Annotated in this window: 25 protein-coding genes; 13 read left to right on the top strand and 12 right to left on the bottom strand. The window is 69.9% G+C overall.

Going from position 1 to position 22,245, the window contains the following annotated elements; all coding sequences use genetic code 11:
• Window positions 1–38 precede the first annotated feature (38 nt).
• From NDR87_RS01920 to NDR87_RS01905, 4 genes are all read right to left on the bottom strand, one after another.
• Window positions 39–458 (bottom strand): BlaI/MecI/CopY family transcriptional regulator, encoded by a 420-nt coding sequence (locus NDR87_RS01920; protein WP_251909101.1) that lies wholly within the window; start codon window positions 456–458, stop codon window positions 39–41.
• Window positions 459–535: 77 nt separating this feature from the next.
• Window positions 536–1,369, bottom strand: a complete 834-nt coding sequence (locus NDR87_RS01915) for an ABC transporter ATP-binding protein (protein WP_251909102.1) — start codon at window positions 1,367–1,369, stop codon at window positions 536–538.
• Entirely contained in the window at window positions 1,366–2,466 is a 1,101-nt protein-coding gene (locus tag NDR87_RS01910) for a FecCD family ABC transporter permease (protein WP_372494067.1), read from the bottom strand. Before NDR87_RS01910 ends, NDR87_RS01915 begins: the two co-directional genes overlap by 4 nt.
• A complete protein-coding gene (locus NDR87_RS01905; protein WP_251909103.1) occupies window positions 2,463–3,500 on the bottom strand; it encodes an iron ABC transporter permease in 1,038 nt (345 codons plus the stop codon). Before NDR87_RS01905 ends, NDR87_RS01910 begins: the two co-directional genes overlap by 4 nt.
• Before the next feature lie 105 nt (window positions 3,501–3,605).
• Here NDR87_RS01905 and NDR87_RS01900 point away from each other — a divergent pair, with 105 nt between their 5' ends.
• The 7 genes from NDR87_RS01900 (at window position 3,606) to NDR87_RS01870 (ending at window position 8,751) form a co-directional block, all read left to right on the top strand.
• A complete protein-coding gene (locus tag NDR87_RS01900; RefSeq protein WP_251909104.1) occupies window positions 3,606–4,313 on the top strand; it encodes a hypothetical protein in 708 nt (235 codons plus the stop codon).
• Window positions 4,314–4,539: 226 nt separating this feature from the next.
• Entirely contained in the window at window positions 4,540–4,926 is a 387-nt protein-coding gene (locus NDR87_RS01895) for a PaaI family thioesterase (RefSeq protein WP_372494071.1), read from the top strand.
• A gap of 76 nt (window positions 4,927–5,002) precedes the next feature.
• Window positions 5,003–5,305: an urease subunit gamma gene (locus tag NDR87_RS01890; protein ID WP_251909105.1), complete on the top strand. Its 303-nt coding sequence runs from the start codon at window positions 5,003–5,005 to the stop codon at window positions 5,303–5,305.
• Window positions 5,306–5,314: 9 nt separating this feature from the next.
• Window positions 5,315–5,626 carry an urease subunit beta gene (locus NDR87_RS01885; RefSeq protein ID WP_251909106.1) on the top strand — a complete coding sequence of 104 codons (312 nt, stop codon included), beginning with the start codon at window positions 5,315–5,317 and terminating at the stop codon, window positions 5,624–5,626.
• Window positions 5,626–7,347, top strand: a complete 1,722-nt coding sequence (locus tag NDR87_RS01880) for an urease subunit alpha (RefSeq protein WP_251909107.1) — start codon at window positions 5,626–5,628, stop codon at window positions 7,345–7,347. Before NDR87_RS01885 ends, NDR87_RS01880 begins: the two co-directional genes overlap by 1 nt.
• A gap of 134 nt (window positions 7,348–7,481) precedes the next feature.
• On the top strand, window positions 7,482–8,012 hold the full coding sequence (locus NDR87_RS01875) for a hypothetical protein (RefSeq protein ID WP_251909108.1): 531 nt from the start codon (window positions 7,482–7,484) through the stop codon (window positions 8,010–8,012).
• 76 nt (window positions 8,013–8,088) lie between these two features.
• Entirely contained in the window at window positions 8,089–8,751 is a 663-nt protein-coding gene (locus tag NDR87_RS01870) for an O-methyltransferase (RefSeq protein WP_251909109.1), read from the top strand.
• Between the two features lie 15 nt (window positions 8,752–8,766).
• Here NDR87_RS01870 and NDR87_RS01865 read toward each other — a convergent pair whose 3' ends face one another.
• Both NDR87_RS01865 and NDR87_RS01860 read right to left on the bottom strand, forming a co-directional pair.
• Complete coding sequence (locus tag NDR87_RS01865; RefSeq protein WP_251909110.1) at window positions 8,767–9,546, bottom strand: VOC family protein; 780 nt, start codon at window positions 9,544–9,546, stop codon at window positions 8,767–8,769.
• 97 nt (window positions 9,547–9,643) lie between these two features.
• Window positions 9,644–10,300 carry a TetR/AcrR family transcriptional regulator gene (locus tag NDR87_RS01860; protein ID WP_251909111.1) on the bottom strand — a complete coding sequence of 219 codons (657 nt, stop codon included), beginning with the start codon at window positions 10,298–10,300 and terminating at the stop codon, window positions 9,644–9,646.
• Between the two features lie 93 nt (window positions 10,301–10,393).
• Between NDR87_RS01860 and NDR87_RS01855 the strand changes: the two genes are divergently transcribed.
• From NDR87_RS01855 to NDR87_RS01835, 5 genes are all read left to right on the top strand, one after another.
• On the top strand, window positions 10,394–11,908 hold the full coding sequence (locus tag NDR87_RS01855) for an MFS transporter (RefSeq protein ID WP_251909112.1): 1,515 nt from the start codon (window positions 10,394–10,396) through the stop codon (window positions 11,906–11,908).
• A 239-nt stretch (window positions 11,909–12,147) separates the two neighbouring features.
• Window positions 12,148–13,011 carry an SDR family NAD(P)-dependent oxidoreductase gene (locus NDR87_RS01850; RefSeq protein WP_251909113.1) on the top strand — a complete coding sequence of 288 codons (864 nt, stop codon included), beginning with the start codon at window positions 12,148–12,150 and terminating at the stop codon, window positions 13,009–13,011.
• A gap of 73 nt (window positions 13,012–13,084) precedes the next feature.
• Window positions 13,085–13,717 (top strand): urease accessory protein UreF, encoded by a 633-nt coding sequence (locus tag NDR87_RS01845; RefSeq protein WP_251909114.1) that lies wholly within the window; start codon window positions 13,085–13,087, stop codon window positions 13,715–13,717.
• An 11-nt stretch (window positions 13,718–13,728) separates the two neighbouring features.
• A complete protein-coding gene (gene ureG / locus NDR87_RS01840; RefSeq protein WP_251909115.1) occupies window positions 13,729–14,430 on the top strand; it encodes an urease accessory protein UreG in 702 nt (233 codons plus the stop codon).
• Window positions 14,420–15,064 carry an urease accessory protein UreD gene (locus NDR87_RS01835; protein WP_251909116.1) on the top strand — a complete coding sequence of 215 codons (645 nt, stop codon included), beginning with the start codon at window positions 14,420–14,422 and terminating at the stop codon, window positions 15,062–15,064. The genes ureG and NDR87_RS01835 overlap by 11 nt, the downstream gene beginning before the upstream one ends.
• A gap of 217 nt (window positions 15,065–15,281) precedes the next feature.
• On the opposite strand, the gene NDR87_RS01830 is transcribed toward NDR87_RS01835, so the two are convergent.
• From NDR87_RS01830 to NDR87_RS01815, 4 genes are all read right to left on the bottom strand, one after another.
• Window positions 15,282–16,010, bottom strand: a complete 729-nt coding sequence (locus tag NDR87_RS01830) for a hypothetical protein (RefSeq protein ID WP_251909117.1) — start codon at window positions 16,008–16,010, stop codon at window positions 15,282–15,284.
• 237 nt (window positions 16,011–16,247) lie between these two features.
• Window positions 16,248–17,033, bottom strand: a complete 786-nt coding sequence (locus NDR87_RS01825) for a hypothetical protein (protein WP_251909118.1) — start codon at window positions 17,031–17,033, stop codon at window positions 16,248–16,250.
• A gap of 152 nt (window positions 17,034–17,185) precedes the next feature.
• Entirely contained in the window at window positions 17,186–18,634 is a 1,449-nt protein-coding gene (locus tag NDR87_RS01820; RefSeq protein ID WP_251909119.1) for an NAD(P)/FAD-dependent oxidoreductase, read from the bottom strand.
• Between the two features lie 96 nt (window positions 18,635–18,730).
• Window positions 18,731–19,462 carry a TetR/AcrR family transcriptional regulator gene (locus tag NDR87_RS01815; RefSeq protein ID WP_251909120.1) on the bottom strand — a complete coding sequence of 244 codons (732 nt, stop codon included), beginning with the start codon at window positions 19,460–19,462 and terminating at the stop codon, window positions 18,731–18,733.
• Window positions 19,463–19,516: 54 nt separating this feature from the next.
• Here NDR87_RS01815 and NDR87_RS01810 point away from each other — a divergent pair, with 54 nt between their 5' ends.
• Complete coding sequence (locus NDR87_RS01810; RefSeq protein ID WP_251909121.1) at window positions 19,517–20,959, top strand: cytochrome P450; 1,443 nt, start codon at window positions 19,517–19,519, stop codon at window positions 20,957–20,959.
• Between the two features lies 1 nt (window position 20,960).
• Here NDR87_RS01810 and NDR87_RS01805 read toward each other — a convergent pair whose 3' ends face one another.
• Complete coding sequence (locus tag NDR87_RS01805) at window positions 20,961–21,842, bottom strand: class A beta-lactamase-related serine hydrolase (protein WP_251909122.1); 882 nt, start codon at window positions 21,840–21,842, stop codon at window positions 20,961–20,963.
• Between the two features lie 111 nt (window positions 21,843–21,953).
• On the bottom strand, window positions 21,954–22,106 hold the full coding sequence (locus NDR87_RS01800; RefSeq protein WP_251909123.1) for a hypothetical protein: 153 nt from the start codon (window positions 22,104–22,106) through the stop codon (window positions 21,954–21,956).
• Between the last annotated feature and the right edge of the window lie 139 nt (window positions 22,107–22,245).

Here is a 22,245-nt window from a genome sequence, read left to right as displayed (position 1 = left end):
CGCTCTGCAGTTGTCCATCTGACCGGGAGCACCGCAGATTACTGCGGCGGGGCGACTCCTTTGTCATCGTCGGACGCATTGCGCGCTGCCTCGGCATCTTCGAGCTTAGCGAGTGCCTCCCGCAATGCGGCAGCCTCGTCCTTGCCCACCGCCTCGACGAAGTGCACGAGCGCCGCGCGCCGGCTGCCGACCTCGTCGGCCTGCTGCAGGGCGTCGACCATCAGACTGGCGACGAGCTCGTCGCGGGTGTGCACGGGCGCATAGCGATGGGCCCGATCGTCGCGCTGCTGCACGACCAGATTCTTCTTCGCGAGCCGCTGCAGAACGGTCATCACCGTGGTGTACGCGAGCTCGCGACGCGCCGCGAGGGCCTCGTGGACCTGCCGGACCGTCTGGGGTTCGTCGGCCGACCACAACTGGTCCATGACCGCTTTCTCGAGTTCACCAAGACCTGCCATCACACCAGTTTACGGAGCCAACGACACAAATGCGTACTACTGGATGTCGTAACCCGCCGGTAGCTCTGTGGGATTTTTCATAGTGGCGCGGGGCACGAGTCGGGGTCGCCGAACGTCTCGAGCACATGCCGGGTCCCGATGGGCACGATCATCGGCCGCCCGGAGACGGGGTCGGTATGCACCTCGGCGCGCAGTCCGAACACCTCGCGCAGCAGGTCGGCATCGACCACGTCGGTGGGTGCGCCCTGGGCGACGATACTGCCCGAGCGCATGACGATCAGCCGGTCGCTGTAGCGGATGGCCAGGTTCAGATCGTGCAGCACCATCACGACCGTGCGGCCCAGCTCGTCGTGCAGCCGGTCGACCAGATCCAGCACCTCGAGGGAATGGGCCAGGTCGAGGTAGGTGGTGGGCTCGTCGAGCAGCAGGATGTCGGTGCCCTGGGCCAGGGCCATGGAGATCCAGGCGCGTTGGCGCTGGCCGCCGGACAGTTCGTCGAGGGTGCGCTCGGCGAGGTCGGCGATGCCGGTTCGGGCCAGCGCGGCGCTCACCTCGGTCTCGTCCTCGGCCGACCACTGCCGCAGCCAGGACTGGTGCGGATGGCGGCCGCGGGCGACCAGATCGGCGACGGTGAGGCCCTCCGGCGCGACCGGGGTCTGCGGCAGCATGCCGACGATCCGGGCGACATCGCGGGTTTTTTGGGTTGCTATGGCCTTGCCGTCCAACAGAACCTGGCCCGCGCGCGGCTTGAGCAGTCGGCCCAGCGCGCGCAGCAGGGTGGACTTGCCGCAGCCGTTGGGGCCGATGATCGTGGTGATCAGGCCGGGTTCGACGGTCAGCGACAGGTCGTCGACGATGACGTTCGCGCCGTAGGCCAGCGACAGGTCCGCGGCCGAGAGTCGATGGGTCATACGAGGGTCGCCTTCCGATTCACACGCACGAGCAACAACAGCAGGAACGGCGCGCCGAGCGCGGCGGTCACGATACCGACCGGGAGGTCGACCGGAAAAACCGTGCGGGCCAGCACATCCGAGCCCACCACCAGCAGGGCGCCGGTGACGGCCGAGCCGACGATCGGCTCACCGGGGGTGCGCAGCAGCCGCCGCGCGAGCTGCGGCGCGGCCAGGCCGACGAACGACAGCGGCCCGACCGCGGCGGTGGCCAGCCCGGCCGCGGCCACCGCCGCGCCGATCAGCACCGCCTGCTGGGTCTGCATCCGTACGCCCAGGGTGCGGGTGGTGTCGGAGCCGAATCGCAGGGCGGCGAGGGTGCGGGCGGAGGCGGCGGTGACGAGCAGCACCAGCGCGAGCCCGAGTGCGGCCGGGACGGCGCGCGTCCAGTTCGCCGCGTCCAGCGATCCGGTCAGCCACAGCTGGGCCCGCGCGGCGTCCTGCAGGCTGGCGCGCACCAGCAGCCAGCTGGTTCCGGCCATGAGCACGGCATTGGCGCCGATGCCGATGAGTACCAGCCGAATTCCGGTGACACCGAGATCGCCGGTGTGGGTGCGGCCCCAGGCGAGCAGATAGATGACGGCCGCGGTGAGCAGCGCACCGGTCAGCGCAGCCAGCGGCACGCCGAAGACCGCCGCGAAACCGGTGGTGGCGCCGCCGGTTCCGGCCAGCACGGCCACCGCGGCCAGGCCCGCGCCCGAGGTGATACCGAGGACGTCGGGGCTGGCGAGCGGGTTGTGCAGGATGGATTGGGTTACCGCCCCGGCGATTCCGAGCGCGGCCCCCGCGATCACGGCGGTCACCGCCCGCGGCAGCCGGGAATCGAGGATGACGAACCGCTGCGCGCGGGTGCCGCCGCCGGTGAGCACGTCGACCACCCGGCCCAGCGGGATGTGGAACTCGCCGTGGGAGATGTCGAGGGCGAACAGCACCAGCAGCGCGGCCGTGAGCGCGACGACGGTGAGCACCATCGTCGGTCGCAGTACCGTCGAGAAGCCGCGCACACGCACGGCGGGGCGCGCTCGGGTCACCGGGTCGCGCGGGGGCGAAACCGTCACAGCGCCACCGCCTTCCGGCGACGCACCAGCAGAATGAAATAGGGCGCGCCCACCACCGACAGCATAATTCCGGCCTGCAACTCGCCCGGCAGCGCGACCACGCGGCCCACCACGTCCGCGACGAGCAGCAGCAGCGCGCCGAGCAGCGCGGAATACGGCAGCAGCCAGCGGTGATCCGGTCCGGTGGCGAAGCGGGCCAGATGCGGGGCGATCAGGCCGAGGAAGGCGATCGGGCCGACCGCGGCGGTGGCGGCCCCGGTGAGCAGCACCACCGCAGCCAACCCCAGCGCGCGGTTGCGGGCGATGTTCACGCCCAGGCCGCGGGCCACCTCCTCGCCGAGGCCCAGCGCGTTCAAACCCGGGGCGGTGGCCATCGCGAGGGCCACGCCCACGGCAATGAACGGCAGCACCTGGCGCAGCACCGCCGTATCGTGTCCGGCGACCGAGCCGACCACCCAGTATCGATAGGTGTCGGCGGCCTCCGGATCCAGCAGCACAACGGCATTGGTCATGGCCTGCAGCAGGGCGGTCACCGCCGCACCCGCGAGCACCAGGCTCAGCGGGCCGGCCTTACCGCCGCCCGCCGCGGAGGCCGCGAACACCACCACACCCGCGAGCAACGCGCCCGCGAGGGCGAGCCAGATGTACTGCCGCGGATGCGACAGCCCGAACAGGTGGATGCCCAGCGCGGCCAGGAACGCCGCCCCGGCATTGAGGCCGAGCAGTCCGGAGTCGGCCAGCGGATTGCGGGTATACCCCTGCATGAGCGCACCGGACAGGCCCAGCGCGAGGCCGGTCAGCACCGCCAATGCCGTTCGCGGCAGGCGCAGTTGGCGCACGATCTGATCGGCGGGCGTGGTGGCCGGGCAGGTGAGCGGCCAGCCGTCCGGACAGCTCAGGGCGTGCACGACCGTGGCGGGCGCCAGCGAGCGCGCGCCCACCGCGATGCCCGCGACCACCGCGATCAGCAGTAGCGCGGCCAGCAGCGCCAGTCCGGCCGCGCGGCGTCGATTCGGGGTGACTGCGGCGGGCACGGCGACGAATAACTCCTGACGTGATTTCTTCCATTGCTCGGTAAGTCTGGTAAGCCTAACCTATCTTCCGTTTCGGCCAGCAATGCCAATCGATGAGGAGGTTCGATGCCCGAACCGATGACCGCCTGCCCGGCGCGCCCGGCGCAGCTGACCTTCGAACAGGTCTGCACCCGGCTGCGCGCACTGCAACCCGAGCATCCGCGCGTCTACGCGGTGGCCGCGATGGCCGAGCAGGGCAGGCGGCGGTGGTGGCGGCTGTCCGACGGGCTGCGCGAGGGGCGCATCGAGCTCATGTACCGCCGCCACGCCGCGGAGATGATCAGCTCCGATATCGCCGCCGAGGTGGTGGCCACCGCGCTCATCCACGCGGTGGTGGGCCGGGTGGTGGCGCTGTGGGTGGCCGAGGGGCGCTGCTGGGATCCCGGCCTGGAGAATTTGTGGGTGCACACCGACAACGACGGCGGCATCGACTGGGCGGGCCTGTCCGACACCACGATTCGCGTGGTCGAGGGCGATCCGCTGGCGGGCGGGCCGGGCGTGGTCGTGCTGCCGTGCGAACGCGCGATGGCTATGTGGCTGGCGCATCGCTGTGCGGCGGCGCTGAAGTTGGTGCAGCACAGCATGTCCCGGTGCGCGGCGCTGAGCGCGCGGCGATTTTGGCCCCTGGTCGCCGAAACCGTCGTCGGCGCGGCCACTTACGTGCCCGAACTGGCTGGCACCTCCTCGGTCGTGGGAGCCGAGCGGGGGCAGGCGCTGCTGGTCGCCATGGACGATCTCGGATTGCCCGTGCGTCGCTCTTGCCTTGTTAGGTAAGGCTGCCCTACACTAGGACTCGGCGTCCGGATCGTGCGTGAGTCCCGAGGGCTGCGGTCGACTCCCGATCCTGTGCCGCGGCGGGCCTCGCCTTTCAGGTGAGGCCCGCCGCATCGTTTTTCGCCCACCCGCGAACGAGCCGATGATCGGCCTGTGTAACTGTTTTGCCATGACACAGCACGATCGGCCCGAGATTCGCGCGATGGGACGGCTGACGCCCGAGCATATGACCAAGCTGAGCGAGGGCACGTTCTCCAATCTGATCGGCCTGAAGTTCACCGAGCTCGGACCCGATCGCGTGGTCGGGGAGTTGAGCGTGTCGCCGCAACTGCACCAGCCCTTCGGTCTTGTGAACGGCGGCGTGTACTGCACGGTCGTGGAAACCTTGGCCAGCACGGGCGCGGGCGCCTGGTTCGGTGAGCGCGGCACCGTGGTCGGGGTCAACAACAACACCGACTTCCTGCGCGGCGTCCGTGAGGGCGTGCTGCGCGGGGAGGCCACTCCGATCCACCGCGGCCGCCTGCAGCAGCTGTGGCAGGTGGTGATCACCGACGAGCAGGAGCGCGTGGTGGCCCGCGGGCAGGTGCGGTTGCAGAATCTGCCCGCCGCCTGAGCCTCGTCGGCACGCCCGCGGTGGTGCGGCCGTGCCAGAATGTCGCCCACACATCGGAAATCGCGAGGAGCACCGCATGCGATTGTCGCCGCACGAGCAGGAACGGCTGATGCTGAGCTACGCGGCCGAGCTGGCCCGGCGCCGAAAGGCGCGCGGGCTCAAGCTCAATCACCCCGAGGCGGTGGCGATGATCACCGATCACGTGCTCGAGGGCGCGCGCGACGGCCGCACGGTCGCCGAGCTGATGGCCTCGGGACGCACGGTGCTGGCGCGCGAGGACGTCCTGGACGGCGTGCCGGAGATGATTCACGACGTCCAGGTGGAGGCGACGTTCCCCGACGGCACCAAACTGGTCACCGTCCACCATCCGATCGGTTAGGGCGCGCGCATGATTCCCGGTGAATTCCTGTGTGCCAGTGACCCGATCGAGATCAACTCGGGTGCGGATCGGATCGAGCTGGACGTCGTCAACACCGGCGATCGGCCGGTGCAGGTCGGCAGCCACGTGCACTTCCCGCAGGCCAATTCGGCCCTCGACTTCGACCGCGCGGCCGCGCACGGCCGCCGTCTCGACATCCCCGCCGGTACCGCGGTGCGCTTCGAACCCGGCCTGGGGCAGCGGGTTTCGCTGGTTCCGCTGCGCGGCGCCCGCGAGGTGCACGGTATCTCCCTCGACGCCCCCGGAAAGCTGGACGCCTGATGGCCGAACTCTCCCGCGCCCGATACGCCGAACTGTTCGGGCCCACCACCGGCGACCGGATCCGCCTGGCGGACACCGATCTGTTCATCGAGATCACCGAGGATCGCAGCGGCGGACCGGGTCTGGCGGGGGAGGAGGCGGTCTTCGGCGGCGGGAAGGTGCTGCGCGAGTCGATGGGCCAGGCTCGCGCGACCCGGGCGGAGGGCACGCCCGACACCGTCATCACCGGCGTGGTGATCGTCGACCACTGGGGAATCATCAAGGCCGACATCGGTATTCGCGACGGGCGCATCAGCGCGATCGGCAAGGCCGGTAATCCCGACATCATGGACGGGGTGCATCCCGATCTCGTGGTGGGTCCATCCACGGAGATCATCTCCGGCAACGGGCGCATCGTCACCGCGGGCGGTATCGACTGCCACGTGCACTTCATCTGCCCGCAGATCCTCGACGAGGCGCTGTCCGGCGGCATCACCACCATGATCGGCGGCGGCACCGGCCCGGCCGAGGGCAGCAAGGCCACCACGGTCACCCCCGGCGCCTGGCATCTGGCGCGGATGCTCGAGGCCACCGACGGCTGGCCGGTGAACATCCTGCTGCTGGGCAAGGGCAACACCGTGCGGCCCGAGGCGCTGTGGGAGCAATTGCGCGGCGGCGCGGGCGGTTTCAAACTGCACGAGGACTGGGGAACCACCCCGGCGGCCATCGACGCCTGCCTGACGGTCGCCGATGCGGCGGGTGTCCAGGTGGCGCTGCATTCGGACACGCTCAACGAGGCCGGATTCGTGGAAGACACCCTTGCCGCGATCGCCGGGCGGGCCATCCACTCGTATCACACCGAGGGCGCGGGCGGTGGGCACGCGCCGGACATCATCACCGTGGCGTCGTATCCCAATGTGATGCCCAGCTCGACGAATCCGACTCGCCCGCACACGGTCAACACCCTCGACGAGCATCTGGACATGCTCATGGTGTGCCATCACCTCAATCCGGCGATTCCGGAGGATCTGGCCTTCGCCGAGAGCCGCATCCGCCCGTCCACCATCGCGGCGGAGGATCTGCTGCACGATCTGGGCGCGATCTCGATGATCGGCTCGGACGCCCAGGCCATGGGCCGCATCGGTGAGGTCGTGCTGCGCACCTGGCAGACCGCGCACGTCATGAAGCGCCGCCGCGGCGCCCTGCCCGGTGACGGCGCGGCCGACAACCTGCGGGTGCGGCGCTATGTCGCGAAGTACACCATCTGCCCGGCCGTCACGCACGGCCTGGACCACGAGATCGGCTCGATCGAGGTCGGCAAGCTCGCCGATCTGGTGCTGTGGGAACCGGCCTTCTTCGGCGTCCGCCCGCACGCGGTCCTCAAGGGCGGCACCATCGCCTGGGCCGCCATGGGCGACGCGAACGCCTCCATTCCCACCCCCCAACCCGTCCTCCCGCGCCCGATGTACGGCGCCACCCCCGCGGTCGCCGCGGGCACCTCCCTGCACTTCGTCTCCGAACAGGCCGTCGAATCCGGCCTTGCCGACCGCCTGCGCGTGCACCGAAAACTGGTGCCCGTGGCCAACGTCCGCAAACGCACCAAGGCCGATCTCCCGCACAACGACGCCATGCCGCGCATCGAGGTCGACCCGGACACCTTCACCGTCCGCGTCGACGGCGAGGTGTGGGCAGAGGAGCCGGCGGCGGAGCTGCCGATGGCCCAGCGCTATTTTCTGTTCTGAATCGGGCGGGCAACCCCTATCGACGCGCGATTCCCCGGGCTGACATCCCGCCCTGTCCTTGGATAAATGTAGTTGAGCCCCAACACAATTGGGGCGATCCTGCGGGTCTGTGTGGACAGAGTGGAGAACATCCCATGCGCAAGAGTCTCGTGCTGCTGGCGGTCGTGAGCGTCGGTGGTGCGTTGCTGTCGATGGCGGCCCCGGCGCGTCCGGCTGCGGGCGGTGACGTCGATTTGGAGTGTTTCGGGCGGTTCGAGGTGGAATTCAGTCCGGCGCTGGGCAGTACCGCCCGGCCTACCCGGGTGACCGAGACCGATACCTATGAGGGTTGCCGGGTCGGGGCGTTGGTGGGGAGGAGCACCCGGAGCTATACGATCAATATTTCGTGCTCCGATTGGGCCACGACCAAGCCGCCGGGAAACGAGATTGTGCATTGGGTGGGTGGCTTCGGCGATACCTACAGTTCTGTGCATTACAGCCGGGTGGTGGCGGGGCGAAACGAGGTCACCTATGTCGGCGAGGTGATCGGCGGGCGGCTGCACGATCACAACGCGGAGAAGGTGCTGATCGCCGAGTCGATTGCCGCGCCGACGTGTGCGCCCGACAGTGCGGTGCGCGGAGCGAGTGGGGGGATTCGGCTCACACTGACCAACCCGGAATGGTAGCGCTGCCGCGCCCGGCGACGCCGTTGTGACAATGTCGACAGCGGCGCGGCGGGCCTGCCGGTGGCAGACTCATCCTATGACTGATGCCGGATGGAACGACGTCGATCGCTACCTGGTGGACACGCTGGTCGGAGACGAAGATTCCGATGTGCTGGAGGCGAATTCGGTGGCGGAGTTGCCTGCCATCGATGTGTCGCCGACGCAGGGGAAGTTCCTGTCGCTGCTCGCGCGGTCCATCGGGGCGCGGCGGGCGCTGGAGATCGGGACCCTCGGCGGGTACAGCACACTGTGGCTCGCGCGGGCGGTGGGGCCCGAGGGTCGAGTGGTGACGCTGGAGTTCGAGCCGCATCATGCCGCGGTCGCGCGAAAGAATCTGGACGGCAAGGGCGTCGGGGAGCGGGTCGACATCCGGGTCGGGGCGGCGCTGGAGAGTCTGCCGGTGCTGGCGCGGGAGAATCCGGAGCCCTTCGATCTGGTGTTCATCGACGCGGACAAGGTCAACAACGCCAATTACGTGCGATGGGCGCTGAAGCTGACCCGGCCGGGCTCGGTGATCATCGTCGACAATGTCGTGCGCAAGGGCGGCGTCGCCGACGCGACCTCCGACGACCCGACCGTGCGGGCCAGCCGGGAGGTGCTCGAACTGCTGGCGAGCGAGCCGCGGCTCGACGCCACCGCGCTGCAGACCGTCGGCGGAAAGGGTTGGGACGGGTTCGCCTTCGCGGTGGTCGTCGACTGACCGGCGGCCGGGCGTTCAGCCGAAGGCCATGAGGGCGAGCGCCGCCCCGGCCGGATCGGAAATCACCGCCACCCGCGAGGGTCCCGGATTGTCCTGCGGCTCCTGGATGATCTTGCCGCCCCACGCGAGCGCGCGGGCGGCGGTGGTGTCGCAGTCGACGACGTGCATGGTCACACCCCAGAACGGGGCCGGTTCGCCCGGCCGCGCGGCCGCCGCGCCGCCGAATTCGCGACCGCCCGCGGCGGTGGTCAGCGCCTGATACGGCTTGTCGGTGGCGGTTTCCCAGGCGGCGTTGCGGTAGTGCCAGCCCAGCACCTTCGCGTAGTGTGCCATGGCCTCGGCGGGTGCACCGGTCGCGGTGTACTGCACCCACACCGGATTGTTCGGCGCGCCCCAGCGTTCGGTGCCCGGGTGCCCCGTCAGATGCGCCAGTCCGTACCCGGCCCCGGCCGGATCGGCGAGAATCGCGAACTCGAGTTGTCCGGGCACCTCGACCGGTGCGACGAAAACCGTTGCGCCATCGGCCGTCGCGGTCTCGACGGCCGGGCCCAGCTCCGCGACGGCGAAGTAGGGCAACCACGCCGCGGGCCTGGTCGCGCCGTCCGGGGTGGTGGCGCGGGTGATCCCCGCGACCGGGGCGTCGTCCTGGACGAGCGCGGTGTAGTGGCCGAACTCGGGCCCGGTGTCGTGGGCCGACCAGCCGAACAGCGCTCGGTAGAACTCGGCGGTGGCGTCGATATCGGGCGCGGTGACGTCGAACCAGCAGGGCGCGCCGACGGCGAAACCGTGGGGCATGGGTGCCTCTCCTTCGGTGGTGACTGAGCGTGCGACCGTGCGCGGGACGCACGAATGCACGCGGTGCACCACTACCGACGGTGCGGCGCAGCGGAATTCATCGCCCACCCGCGAAGCCGTCGCACAGCGCCTCGAGTCCCGAATACAGCAACTGCTCCGGATCGAGCAGATCGACGCGCCCGGTGCCCTCGAGTGGGCGCAGCGGTGGCGGGGTCGGGAAGCGCGGGTTGCCGTCCAGCAGCGCGCGGAAGCTCGACTCCTCGTGTTCGCCGTCGCGGCGGGCCAGCATGGCGGCGCTCACATTCTGCAGCGCGATGCCCGCGATATAGCTCCATACCGACAGCGACATCCGCGTCGCGTCCCGGGTGTCGTCGGTCACCTCGCCGAAGCCCTCCACCAGCCAGGCCAGGCAGGCCAGGCTCGACGGCCCGAAGTTGTAGCGCGGCACCGCGAAGGTGAACAGCACCCACGGATGTTCGCGATAGAGCCGCCAGTCGATCTCCGCGGCGATGCGCACCCGATCGCGCCAGGTCCAGCCCGGCTCCGGCACCGGATACGGATTGCGCCGCGCGACCTCGTCGGTCATATCCGCCAGCAGGCTGTCCTTGTTCGGGACGTGCCGGTACAGCGACATCGCGCCCACCCCCATCCGCTCGGCGATGCGCCGCATCGACAGGGCGTCCAGCCCGGCCTCGTCGGCCAACTCGATCGCCGTATCCACGATCGCGGTCCGGGTGAGCTTCGGCTCGGTCATCGCAATCTCGCTTTCGTTTTCGCCCCCGCGTGCGTACGCTGTACTCAGCTCTTGACGCGTACGTCGTACGCGCGACGTTCGAAAGGATAGGTGATGACTGGCATCGATACCCGCGAGATCGCGGCCCCTCGGCGTGCCTGGCTGGGCCTGGCGGTGCTGATCCTGCCGGTGTTGCTGGTGTCGATGGACATGTCGGTGCTGTATCTGGCCATGCCGACGCTGACCGAGGCGCTGGCGCCCTCGGCGACCCAGCAGCTGTGGATCCTCGATATCTACGGGTTCCTGATCGCCGGACTGCTGATCACCATGGGCAACCTCGGCGACCGGATCGGGCGGCGCAACATCCTGCTCGCCGGGGCCGCGGTGTTCGGGCTGGCCTCGGTGCTGGCGGCGTTCGCGCCGAGCGCGGAGGTGCTGATCGCGGCCCGGGCGCTGATGGGGCTGGGCGGGGCGACGCTGCTGCCGTCGAGCCTGGCGCTGATCTCGAGCCTGTTCCCGGATCCGCGCACCCGCGGGACGGCCATCGGGATCTGGACCGCGTTCTTCGCCGGTGGTTCGGCCGTCGGGCCGATCCTGGGCGGGGTGTTGCTGCATCAGTTCTGGTGGGGCACGGTGTTCTTGATCAATACGCCGGTGCTGCTGGTACTGCTGGCGTTCGGCCCGTTCGTCCTGCCCGAGCATCGGTCGGGACGGGGACCGCTGGATCTGGTGAGTGTGGTCATGTCGATCGGCGGCATCCTGCCGCTGGTGTACGCGGTGAAACAGGCCGCGGCCGAGGGGATCAACGCCATCGATGCCGTGGCCGGGGTGGTCGGCGTGGTGGTGCTCGTGCTGTTCGTGCGGCGGCAGGGGCAACTGGCCGAGCCGCTGTTGGACCTGTCGCTGTTTCGGCGCGGGCTGTTCTCGGTGGCGATCGGCTCGTCCACGATCGGCATGATGTCGCTGGCCGGGTTGAGCTATCTCACCAGCGTCTATCTGCAGTCGGTGACCGGGCGCGACGCGCTCGGGGCGGCGCTGCTGGGCGTGCCGCAGGCGATCGTGGTGTTCGTCTGCTCGATGAGTGGGGCGCGGATCGCCCGGGTGCTCGGTGTGCGGGCCTCGTTCACGCTGGCGCTGGGCGCGGCGGCGGTGGGCAACCTGATGCTGTTCGGGCTCGGCGTGGACGGCGGGGTCGGCTGGTACGTGGCGGGCTCGACCGTCGCGGGGCTGGGCTACGGCGTGGTGTTCACGCTGGTGTCCGAGGTGTCGGTGTCGTCGGTGCCGCCGGAGCGGGCGGGTTCGGCGGTCGGCATCTCCGAGACGAGTTTCGAACTGGGCAATGCGCTCGGCCTGTCGCTGCTGGGTTCGCTTGCGGCGCTGATCTTCCGGTCCGGCGGCGAGTTCGCCTCGACGCTGGGGGAGACCATCGACCACGCGGGCTCGGACGCCGCTCTCATCCATGCCGCCCGCGAATCCTTCGTGACCGGCATGCACACCGCGACCACCGTCGGCGCGGTACTGCTGGCCGCGATGGCGGTCGTGGCGCTGGTGACCGGACGATCCCGCCCGCAACCCGAGGTGGACGCGGCCGAGTCGGTCCGCGTTCCGGCCGACTGCGCGGCGCACTGAATCCCCGCTGTCGCCCGGTTGGCGTCCGGTCGGAATTCCCGTGCCGGGAACCCGACTCGGACGCGCCGGGAGACGGACGAGGCTGACGCGCGGTTGGATCGGTTGGTGCGAGCGGTGATTCGGGAGGTTTCAGCTCGGGTGCGGGTGGGATCGGTTGTGCTGACGAGGGGATCGGGCCGGGGACCGACGGCTGGGGCGGTTCCGGCGCGAAGATCAACGCGCGGGCCTACAGTCGAGGTGTGAACGACACCACCGGCAATGGGCGGCCACTGGCCGAGCGTGTGGCGACGCGGCTGCTGTATCCGACCTCGCGGCCCCGGGAAAAGGCGCTGCGGGAAGCGGTTTCGGGGCGGGTCGTCCTGGTGACGGGGGCCTCGCACGGGATCGGGAAGGCGACGGTGCGCAAGCTGGGGGCGGCCGGGGCGGTGGTGCTGCTGGTGGCGCGCTCGCGGGCGGATCTCGAGGAGGTGGCCGGGGAGATCACCGCCGCGGGCGGCACGGCGCACGCCTACACCGCCGATCTGTCCGATATGGATGCCACCGAGCGGCTCGGCCGCGACGTGCTCGCGGCGCACGGGCAGGTGGATGTCGTGATCAACAATGCGGGCAAGTCGATTCGGCGTGCGATCGACCACTCCTACGATCGCTTCCACGATTTCACCCGCACCATCGATATCAACTACCTCGGCCCGGTCCGGCTGCTGCTCACCCTGTTGCCGAGCATGCGCGCACGGCGCACGGGACATATCGTCAACATCTCCACCTGGGGCCTGCGCATGCCGCCCGCCCCGCGCTGGGCCGCCTACGGCGCGTCGAAGGCGGCCTTCGACGTGTGGTTACGCACGGTCGCCACCGAAATCGCCAATGACAATGTCACCACCACCTCGGTGTACATGCCGCTGGTGCACACCCGGATGAGCGCGCCGACCAACTTCGGCAGCATGCCGGGACTCACGGCCGAGGAGGCCGCGGACGTGGTGTGCCACGCGGTGGTCGCCAAGCCGGTGGAGATCTCACCGTGGTGGACCGGGCCGCTGCAGGCGTGGGCCGACATCACCCGCGGCCCCAGTCAGCGGTTCATGGCGCGTAATTTCCGCCGCTGAGTCGCCTCCCCTCGGCGCGGCGGCCGGAAACCGCCACATAGGATCGGGGAGTGGTTGACCCGGTGGTGTGGCGATGAGCCTGGCGATGCTGTTGACGCTGGCCGATTCGCGCCTGCCGATCGGCGGTCATGTGCATTCGGGTGGGGTCGAGGAGGCGGTCGCCTCCGGACTGCTGCGGGATGTGGGTTCGGTGGAGGTGTATCTGCGGCGGCGCGTGCGCACCGCCGGTCTGGTAGCGGCATCGCTGGCGGCGGCCGTCTGCGCGGGGGAGTTGCCGGTCGGCCGGGCCGAGGCGGAGGCCGATGCCCGCACGCCCGCACCCGCCGCGCGCGTCGCCTCGCGGGCACAGGGGCGGGGGCTGATGCGATTGGCCAAACAGGTGTGGCCACACCACGATTGGCGGGCCCTGGGGGTCCGGCCGCATCTGTCCACGGTATTCGGTGCGGTCGGCCGGGCGGCCGGGGCGACGCCGGAGCAGATCGCCGGAATCGTCGTGTACACCACCATGACCGGCGCCGCGACGGCCGCGCAGCGGCTGCTGGCGCTGGATCCCGCGGCCGTCGCCGCCTGCACCGTCCGCTTGGCGCGGCTGTGTGACCAGACCGCCGCCGAGGCCGTGAAAGGCCTTGCCGCCCTGTCGGATCCGCTGCAGGACGTGCTCGCCGAGCGGCATGTCGACCGCGATATGCCCCTGTTCGCTTCGTAGAAAGGAATCCCATGCCCCCACATCTGATCGATGGCGAACCGCACGATCACGCCCACGACCGCCCCAAGCGCGAGCGCACCCCCGGCGAGCCGCTGCGGATCGGCATCGGCGGTCCGGTCGGATCGGGTAAGACCGCGCTGGTGGCCGCGCTGTGCCGGCAGCTGCGCGGGGAGCTGTCGCTGGCCGTGCTGACCAACGACATCTACACCACCGAGGACGCCGACTTCCTGCGCCGCCACGCCGTGCTGCCCGACGAGCGCATCACGGCCGTGCAGACCGGCGGCTGCCCGCACACCGCGATCCGCGACGACATCACCGCCAACCTCGACGCCATCGACGATCTGATCGAGGCCAATCCGCCGCTGGATCTGATCCTGGTGGAGTCCGGCGGCGACAATCTCACCGCGACCTTCTCCTCCGGCCTGATCGACGTGCAGATCTTCGTCGTCGACGTCGCGGGCGGCGACAAGGTGCCGCGCAAGGGCGGCCCGGGCGTGACCTTCTCGGATCTGCTGGTCATCAACAAGACCGACCTGGCCCCGCTGGTCGGCGCGGATCTCGCTGTGATGGAACGGGATTCGACAGCCGTGCGCGAGGGCCGTCCGTTCGTGTTCACCTCGCTCACCGAGGATCCGGCCGCGACCCCCGTGCTGACCTGGGTGCGCGAGCAGTTGCGGATCATCGCCGAACAAGACGCGGCTGTTGCGCACTGAACTACGCATTCACGCCCGGGCCGGTGCCCTGCCGCACATCCACGCCACCGGCGGACTGGCGGCGCGGCGCACCGGCCCGGAGACGGTGCATCTGATCGGCACGGCCGCGACACCGCTGGGTGGGGACGAGCTGGATATCGAGATCGTGGTGGAGCCGGGCGCGCGGCTGGCCGTGCGTTCGGTGGCCGCGACCATCGCCCTCCCGGGGCGGGTGACGCGAAAGTCGGTGGCGCACTGGCGCTTCGAGGTGGCCGGCGCGCTGGACTTCGATCCGGAGCCGACGGTGGTCGCAGGTGGCGCGGAGCACGAGACCCGCACCAGCTTGACGCTGGGCGACGACGCGCGCGTGCGGGTGCGTGAGCGCGTGCAGATCGGGCGCACAGGGGAGGACGCCGGCTGGTGGGGCGGCGAATTCGTCGCCGATATCGGCGAGCTGCCGCTGCTGCGGCATCGCCTGGAACTGGGCGCGGAGACGGCGACCGACGACCGGCTCGCGGCGCCGCGCGCCCTGGAAAGTGAACTGCGCTATCCGGACGAGCGTCCGGCGCGAACGACGGGGATGGGCGCGTGCCTGCTGCCATTGGCCGCGGGCGGCACCCTGTTCACGAACACCTCCGCGACGCTGACCGCCTGAGCGGCGGCATTGGCGGCCATCACGGGCACAGCAGCGCCAGCCACGACCCGAGCGATTCGGCGACGAACTCCCATTCCGCCGAGATGGTCTGCAGGAGCGCACGCCACATGGTCATTCGCTTCGTCCTTCGTGTCGGATGTGGTGGAGACGGACCTGCCGATGGGGCGAGGAGCGGACCGCGTCGGCCGCGCTCCCCGCCCCGGACAGCAGGTGGCGCTCAGTCGCCGACCACGCGCGGCGGGGCGTTGAACGAACTGACCGCGCCGACGACGGCACCGGCGGCCGCGCCGACCGCGGCGGCGGGCACGGCGATGACGCCCGCGCCCATGGCGGCTCCCAGGGCGGGGCCCGCGACGACGCCGACCGGCACGAACGGCAGGCCGACGAGCAGGCCGAGGGTGCCGCCGAGGACGCCGCCGGTGAGGGCGAACGGGGATGCCATGGCCATACCGGCGACGGCGCCCATGGCGGCGGTGCCGACCGTCTGCCCGGCGATCCGGTCGGAGCGACTGCGCTCCATGCCGATCGAGTCCAGATAGGTGGCGAGGTTCGCCTCGATCTGGGCGGCCTGATCGTTGATCGTGATGGCCTGTTCGCGGTCCATCCCGGCGGGCACGTCGACCTGGACGTCGCCGAAGCGGAACTTGTTGGGTGGCGGGGCGATCGGCGGCACCGGGGCGACGGGCGCAGGAGGATGCAGCACGCCGACCGGGGCCAGATACGAGCGATCGGGCATGGCCCGCGCCGTCTGAAGGGAACTGTAGGTGTCGTCGGGGATGTTGAGACCCTCGTACGGCTGCACGTTGGGCGCGTCGACGGCGGGCCACTGCCGGGGCGCGTCCTGCGCCGCGGCCGCATTCGGCTCGGCGGGCGCGGCCTGGGCCGTCCCGCTGCCGACGATGGCCAGCACCAGCGGCACCGCGCTCGCCGCGACGGCGGTGCTCATCCGTTGACGGTGCGGATTGGGGGCTCTGTGTTTACCTGCGGCCATAACGACCTTTCTCCATTCGGACTGTCGACGCCCTGCATTCGGACCCGCGGCCGTCCTGGATGGGTGGAAATACGAACCCGTCGAAATGTCTTGGTATTGCGACCAGTTAGCTGAAATCCGGTTGTCGGTGTCCTTTCAGGCTGAGGAGGGCCGGAGTCGCAGTTCGCGACTCCGGCCCGTATCGTCACGCGATCACTCGGCGGTTGCCGCTCTTAAATCAGCGGGAATATCGCTGGCCGGGGCGGGTGCGTCGACGGCCGGGGCGAGATAACCGTGGGTCGCGCCCACCGCCGCGCCGACCGCCGCACCGGCGAGGGCGGCCGGGACCGTGATGATCGCCGCTCCCATCGTCGCTCCCACCGCGGTTACCACGGGCGTGCCCAGCGGCAGCATCGGTATGCCCGCCAGCGTGCCCGCCACGCCGCCCACGACAGCACCCGCGACCGCCAGCGGACTGGCCACCGCCGCACCGACCGCCGCGCCGGCCGCGGCGGTGCCGATCGTCTGGGCGGCAATGCGATCGGAGCGGCTGGGCTCGAATCCGGCCGCGTCCAGCGTGCCCGCCAGCTGCGCCTCGGCCCGGGCGGCGCCGTCGTTGAGGGCCGCGGCGGCCTCGGGCGGCAGCCAGCCCGGAATGTCGACCTGGGTGTCGCCGAAACGCAGCTTGCCCGCCGGGGCCTGGATGGGTGCGACGGTCTCCACCAGGCCCGGATCGGGTAGGTGCAGCCGCTCCACATCCACTCCGGCCAGCGGGGCGCGCTGCGGCTCGGGCCGCGTCCCGATCGGCGAATCGCGTTCGACCAGAGCGGGATCGGCGGATTCGGCCGATGCGGCCCGCGGGGCCGCCACGGCTGACGGCGCTGCGGCAGCCGGGGCGGCCGTAGCGGCAATGGGCGTGGTCTCGTCGACAGGGGTCGTCGCCGCGGCCGAACCACCGGCGGCCACGACGACCAGAACTGGTAAGGCACCGGCCACCACCCCGGTGACAATCCGACGAGGGCGCGAAACCGGGTGAACCGGTTGGCATTTGCCCATGGAGGACCTTTCTATCGAATATCCAACGAACGTCGAACATTCGGACCCGCCCGGCATTCCGGATGGGTCAGATCACCAGGACAATCGAGGAAATTTCAGATGGCCGTGCGGCCCGCCGACGGACTGGGCGTTTGGTTCGCCGCGGATTTGCCTGGCTCGGCGGCATTTTCGCCCAATTCGCCGCGCACCTCGCGCTGTTCGTCCTCGTTACCGTTGAGCGCCTCGAGCGCCAGGCGCGCGAACACCCACTGCTCGGTGGCGGCCATCTGGCCGCGGTTGCGGCCCAGGAACGCCCAGAACCACTGGAAGACGGTGATCACGCGGCTGCGGTAGCCGATCAGGTAGTACAGGTGCAGCACCAGCCAGATGAGCCAGGCGAGGAACCCGCCGAACTCGAGCTTGCCGATCTGGACCACCGCGGAGAACCGCGAGACCGTGGCCATGCTGCCCTTGTTGAAGTAGTGGAAGGGCTTGCGCTGCTCGGGGGTCTGCTTGCCCGCGACCTCGGCCTTGATCTGCTTGGCCGCGTAGGTGGCGCCCTGGATCGCGCCCTGTGCCTGCCCGGGCACGCCCGGCACCGACATGAGGTCGCCGACGACGAAGACGTTCGGATAGCCCTTGATGGTCAGATCGGGCTCCACGATCACGCGCCCGGCGCGGTCGACCTCGGTGCCCTTGGACTGTTCGGCCAGCAGCTTGCCCAGTTCGCTGGCCTGCACACCGGCCGACCACACCTTGCAGGCCGCCTCGATGCGCCGCTGGCTGCCGTCCTTGTCCTTGACGACCACGCCGCGCGCGTCGACATCGGTGACCATGGCGTTGAGCTGGACCTCCACGCCCATCTTCTCGAGCCTGCGCTGCGCGATGCCGCCGAGCTTGGGACCCATCGGCGCGAGCACCGCGCCCGCGCCCTCGAGCAGGATCACCCGGGCGTCGCGCGGATCGATGTTGCGGAAGCACCCGACCAGGGTGCGGTCGGCGAGTTCGGCGATCTGCCCGGCCAATTCGACGCCGGTGGGGCCCGCGCCGACGACCACGAAGGTCATGAACCGGTCGCGCTCCTCCTGGGTCTTGGCGACCTCGGCCTCCTCGAACGAGCCGAGGATGCGGGCGCGCAGCTCGAGCGCGTCGTCGATGGTCTTCATGCCCGGGGCGTAGGTGGCGAACCGATCGTTGCCGAAGTAGGACTGCTGGGCGCCGGTGGCGACGATGAGGCTGTCGAAGGTGGTGACGGTGTCCTCGTTGAGCAGCCGCGAGGTGACCGTCTTGCCGACCAGGTCGATATCGCGCACCTCGCCGAGGATCACCCGGGTGTTGCGGTGTTTGCGCAGCACGATCCGGGTCGCCGGGGCGATCTCACCGGTGGACAGGATGCCGGTGGCCACCTGGTACAGCAGCGGCTGGAACAGGTGGGTGGAGGTCTTGGAGATCAGCACGACATCGACGTCGGCATTCTTCAGATGCTTGCATGCGAACAAGCCGCCGAAGCCGGATCCGATGACCACCACCCGGTGGCGCCGGTTCTCGACAGTCTCTCCCGTCATCTTCGCTCCTCCGCCCCGCCATTTCGACCTACAACGAACCTAACGGTAGTCGGCTTACCCAATTCGAGTCACTTCGACCTTCCCTCGGCGCGTCTTTCAGTCGCGACCTTCCTCCCCATTCCCGCCGGCGCTCTTCTCCGCTATTGCCGCTGGCGCTCCCTCCTCTCTTCCCGCTGGCGCTTCTTCCAGCGGGCCGACGAATCTGTCCGCTCCGGCCGCCTCGAGAGGCGGCCACAGGAAACCGGTCAACCGATCCACGAACTCCCCGCGATCGCGGTCGGCATGCCGCCCCCAGTCCTCGGCCGACATCAGAATCGCCCCCACGGTCGCCGTCGCCCACACCCGCGCGGGCGCGGGGTCGGCGTCGACCGACCGCAGCAGCCGCTCGAACACCGAGGCGGCCCAGTCCGCGACACCGGCGAAGAACGGGCGACGATGTCCGGTCGGATCGTCGGACTGCAACCGCTGCATCAGCAGGTGGTACAGGTTCGGATTGCCGTCGACGAAAAAGCAGATCAGCGCAACCAATTCGCGCAGCAGCGCGCGGCCGGGCAGCGGCCGGGTCAGGACGTCGTCGGCGGCGGCCATGATCGCTTCCACATGCCGCTCGGCGAGCGCGTCGACCAGGGCGGGCAGATCGGGAAAGACCGCGTACACCGCGGTGCGGGCAAATCCGGCCTCGGCGGCGACCTCGGCGACGGTGAGCGGGGTGCCGGTGCGCGCGACGACTCGCTCTGCGGCGTCGAGGATTTCGGCCCGCCGCACCGCCGGATCCGGCGGCGGGCCCGGGGGGCGCCCGCGTGGTCGCGCGGCTGTGTGTCTTGTCACAGCGCCCACTCTACCGGTAAAGTACAGAGTGTACTTTTAGTGGAGGGTGTGGTCATGGTCAGCGTCGACCCCCGTGCCGACCGGGAGAACCTCGGATTTCTCGAGGTCACCGGCCGAGGTCCGATCGATCGGCTGCTGCGGCTGGTCCCCTCCCGCGAACAGGCCCTGGCCACGCCGCGCCCGGGCAGCGGCCTGCGCGCGGTGCGCGGCGATGCGGGGCTGCCCTACCTCGGCCGGTCGCTGCAGTATCTGCGTTGGGGCCCGGCGGAATTGCTGGACCGGTACCACCGCTACGGTCCGGTGTGCTACAGCCCCACCCTGGGCATCGATCACGTCTTCGTGGCCGGACCGCAGGCGATCGACGAGGTGGTGGGCAAGCGCCGCAACGACTTCGGGCAGGGCTGGGACTATTTCATCGGGCCGTTCTTCCGTCGCGGACTGCTGCTGCTCGAGTTCGCCGAGCACATGTTCCATCGGCGGATCATGCAGCAGGCATTCACCCGCGAGCGGCTCGAGGCGCATCTGGCGCATCTGGCCCCCGTGGTGGACGCGGCGATCGATCGCTGGGTGCCCGGTACGCAGCGACGGGTGCGGTTGTATCCGACGATCAAGGATCTGACCCTCGAGCTCGCCGCCGAGACGTTCATGGGGGTGCGGGCCGGTCCGGAGCGGCAGCGCCTCGGCGCGGCATTCCTCGACTGCACCCATGCCGGGCTGGCCATGGTGCGCCATCCGATGCCCGGCGGGGCGTGGCGGGCGGGGCTGCGCGGGCGAAAGGTGCTGGAGGAGTACTTCACTCGCATGATCGCGGCCAAACGCCGTTCGCAAGAGGCCGATTTCTTCTCCGCGCTCTGCCACGCCCGCACCGAGGACGGCGAGATGTTCTCCGATGCCGATGTGGTCAACCACATGATCTTTTTGATCATGGCCGCGCACGACACGACGACCACCACGGCCACGGCGGTCGCCTACTACCTGGGCCGCCACCCCGAGTGGCAGCGGCGGGTGCGCGCCGAGGCGCTGCGGGAGTTCAGCAGTGCGCCGACCATCGCCGATCTGGATCGGCTGCACGATCTGAATCTGGTGATCAAGGAGAGCCTGCGGCTGGTCCCGCCGGTGCCGGGGCTGGTGCGCCGCGCGGTGCGCGACACCGAGATCGCCGGGCACTACATTCCGGCGGGCACCCACGTCGACCTCGCCTACGGCATCAACCACCTGCTGCCCGAACTCTGGTCGCGTCCGGCCCGTTTCGATCCGGAGCGATTCGCCGAGGACCGGCGCGAGGACCGGTCGCACCGGCTGGCCTGGATGCCCTTCGGCGCGGGCGCGCACAAATGCATCGGCATGCACTTCGGCATGTTCGAGGTGAAGGCGATCATCGCAGCGATGGTCCGCGACTACGAATGGCGAATCCCCGACGACTATCTGATGCCGTGGGGATTCACCACGATTCCGTTCCCGCGCGACGGCGCGCCGATGGTTCTGAAACGACGGTGAGTTAGCCGCGTCCGGAGAACAGGATCTCCGCGACTCGGGTGGTGGTTTGCTCGCCGTCGGTGTAGCCGCCCTGGTCGCCGAGGAAGTTCATGATGCCCAGCGTGTAGCGCTCACCGGGACCGGCGAAGCCGACCGAGTTGACCACCCAGCCGCCCTGCTCGTCGGACCAGCCGTTCTTCAGGCCGGGCTGCATGGCCGCGCCCGCGCCCCAGACGCCCCAGTGCTGGTTGGCGTCGACGTGGCGCATGCGGTCGATCAGGTAGGCGCGATCGTCGGGGTGCATGTGGTCGAGCACGTTGTTCATCAGGCGATCGAGATCGGCCGGGGTGCACTGCTGGAAGCCCCAGTCGGGGAACATGCGGTCCGGGGGTGTCGGCTTCGGGTCCAGCGCGGCCATGCCGTTGGCGCGGAAGGCGTTGACGAACGCCTGGCCGTTGTACTTGCGCCAGAGGATGTCGGCGGCATTGTCGTTGGAGGTCGCCAGCATCGACTCCATGAGCGCGCGATCCTCGGGGGTCAGCACGATCGCGCCGACGCGGGCGCGGTTGAGCAGGTCCTCGGCGATGGCGAGCTTGATGGTCGACGCGGTCCAGAAGGGGGTGTCGGCATTGGCGTTGCTGTGCACCGCGCCGGTCACCCGGTCGCGCACGACATAGCCGACGACGCCGGGACGGCTCTTCAAATAGGCGTCCACGCGCTGGATGCGGGCGCTCATATCGCAGTCGAAGCCCTCGGCGCAACCCTGCGTCCGCACCGGGACGGCGGCGGCCGGGCCGGGCTGCAGAGCGGGGGCGCTCGCGAGGAGCACGGCGGCGAAGGCGCAGGCACCTGCGGCCATGCGCGTGGGTCGGGTGGCGCGCGCGGCGCTGCGGGGATAACGCACGGTGGATGACAATAGCAAAAGATCCGGTTTCGCACGTCTTGCCCCGAACCGGCGACCGCGCTGCCCGAATCTCGGACATTGTTGCGGCACAGCGGTTTTCGGACATGCGGCTCAGTGGAAGGCGGCCTGCAGTTCTTCTACGCTGCGGCCGTTGAGCCGGTAGCAGTGTTCGAATGCCTCGGTGTGGCGATCGCGTGGCCAGGAGTGTAGGACGACGGTGCGACCGTAGTGGCGGGAATTGACCAGCTCCCACCGGTCGCCCACTCTGCGGACTGTGAACCCTGATCTGGGTACAAGAGGCATCACCGTCGCTGCCATGAACCGAACCAGCCTTTCGAAAAACGCTTCTCCCGTTACCTCCCCGCAGAGCACTGTGGCACACCGCACCCCGCGCGTCGGTGTG

Origin of the sequence: Nocardia sp. CDC159 (genome assembly GCF_023740735.1) — a bacterium.
GTDB lineage: Bacteria > Actinomycetota > Actinomycetes > Mycobacteriales > Mycobacteriaceae > Nocardia > Nocardia pulmonis.
This window is presented reverse-complemented; position numbering and strand designations above follow the sequence as displayed.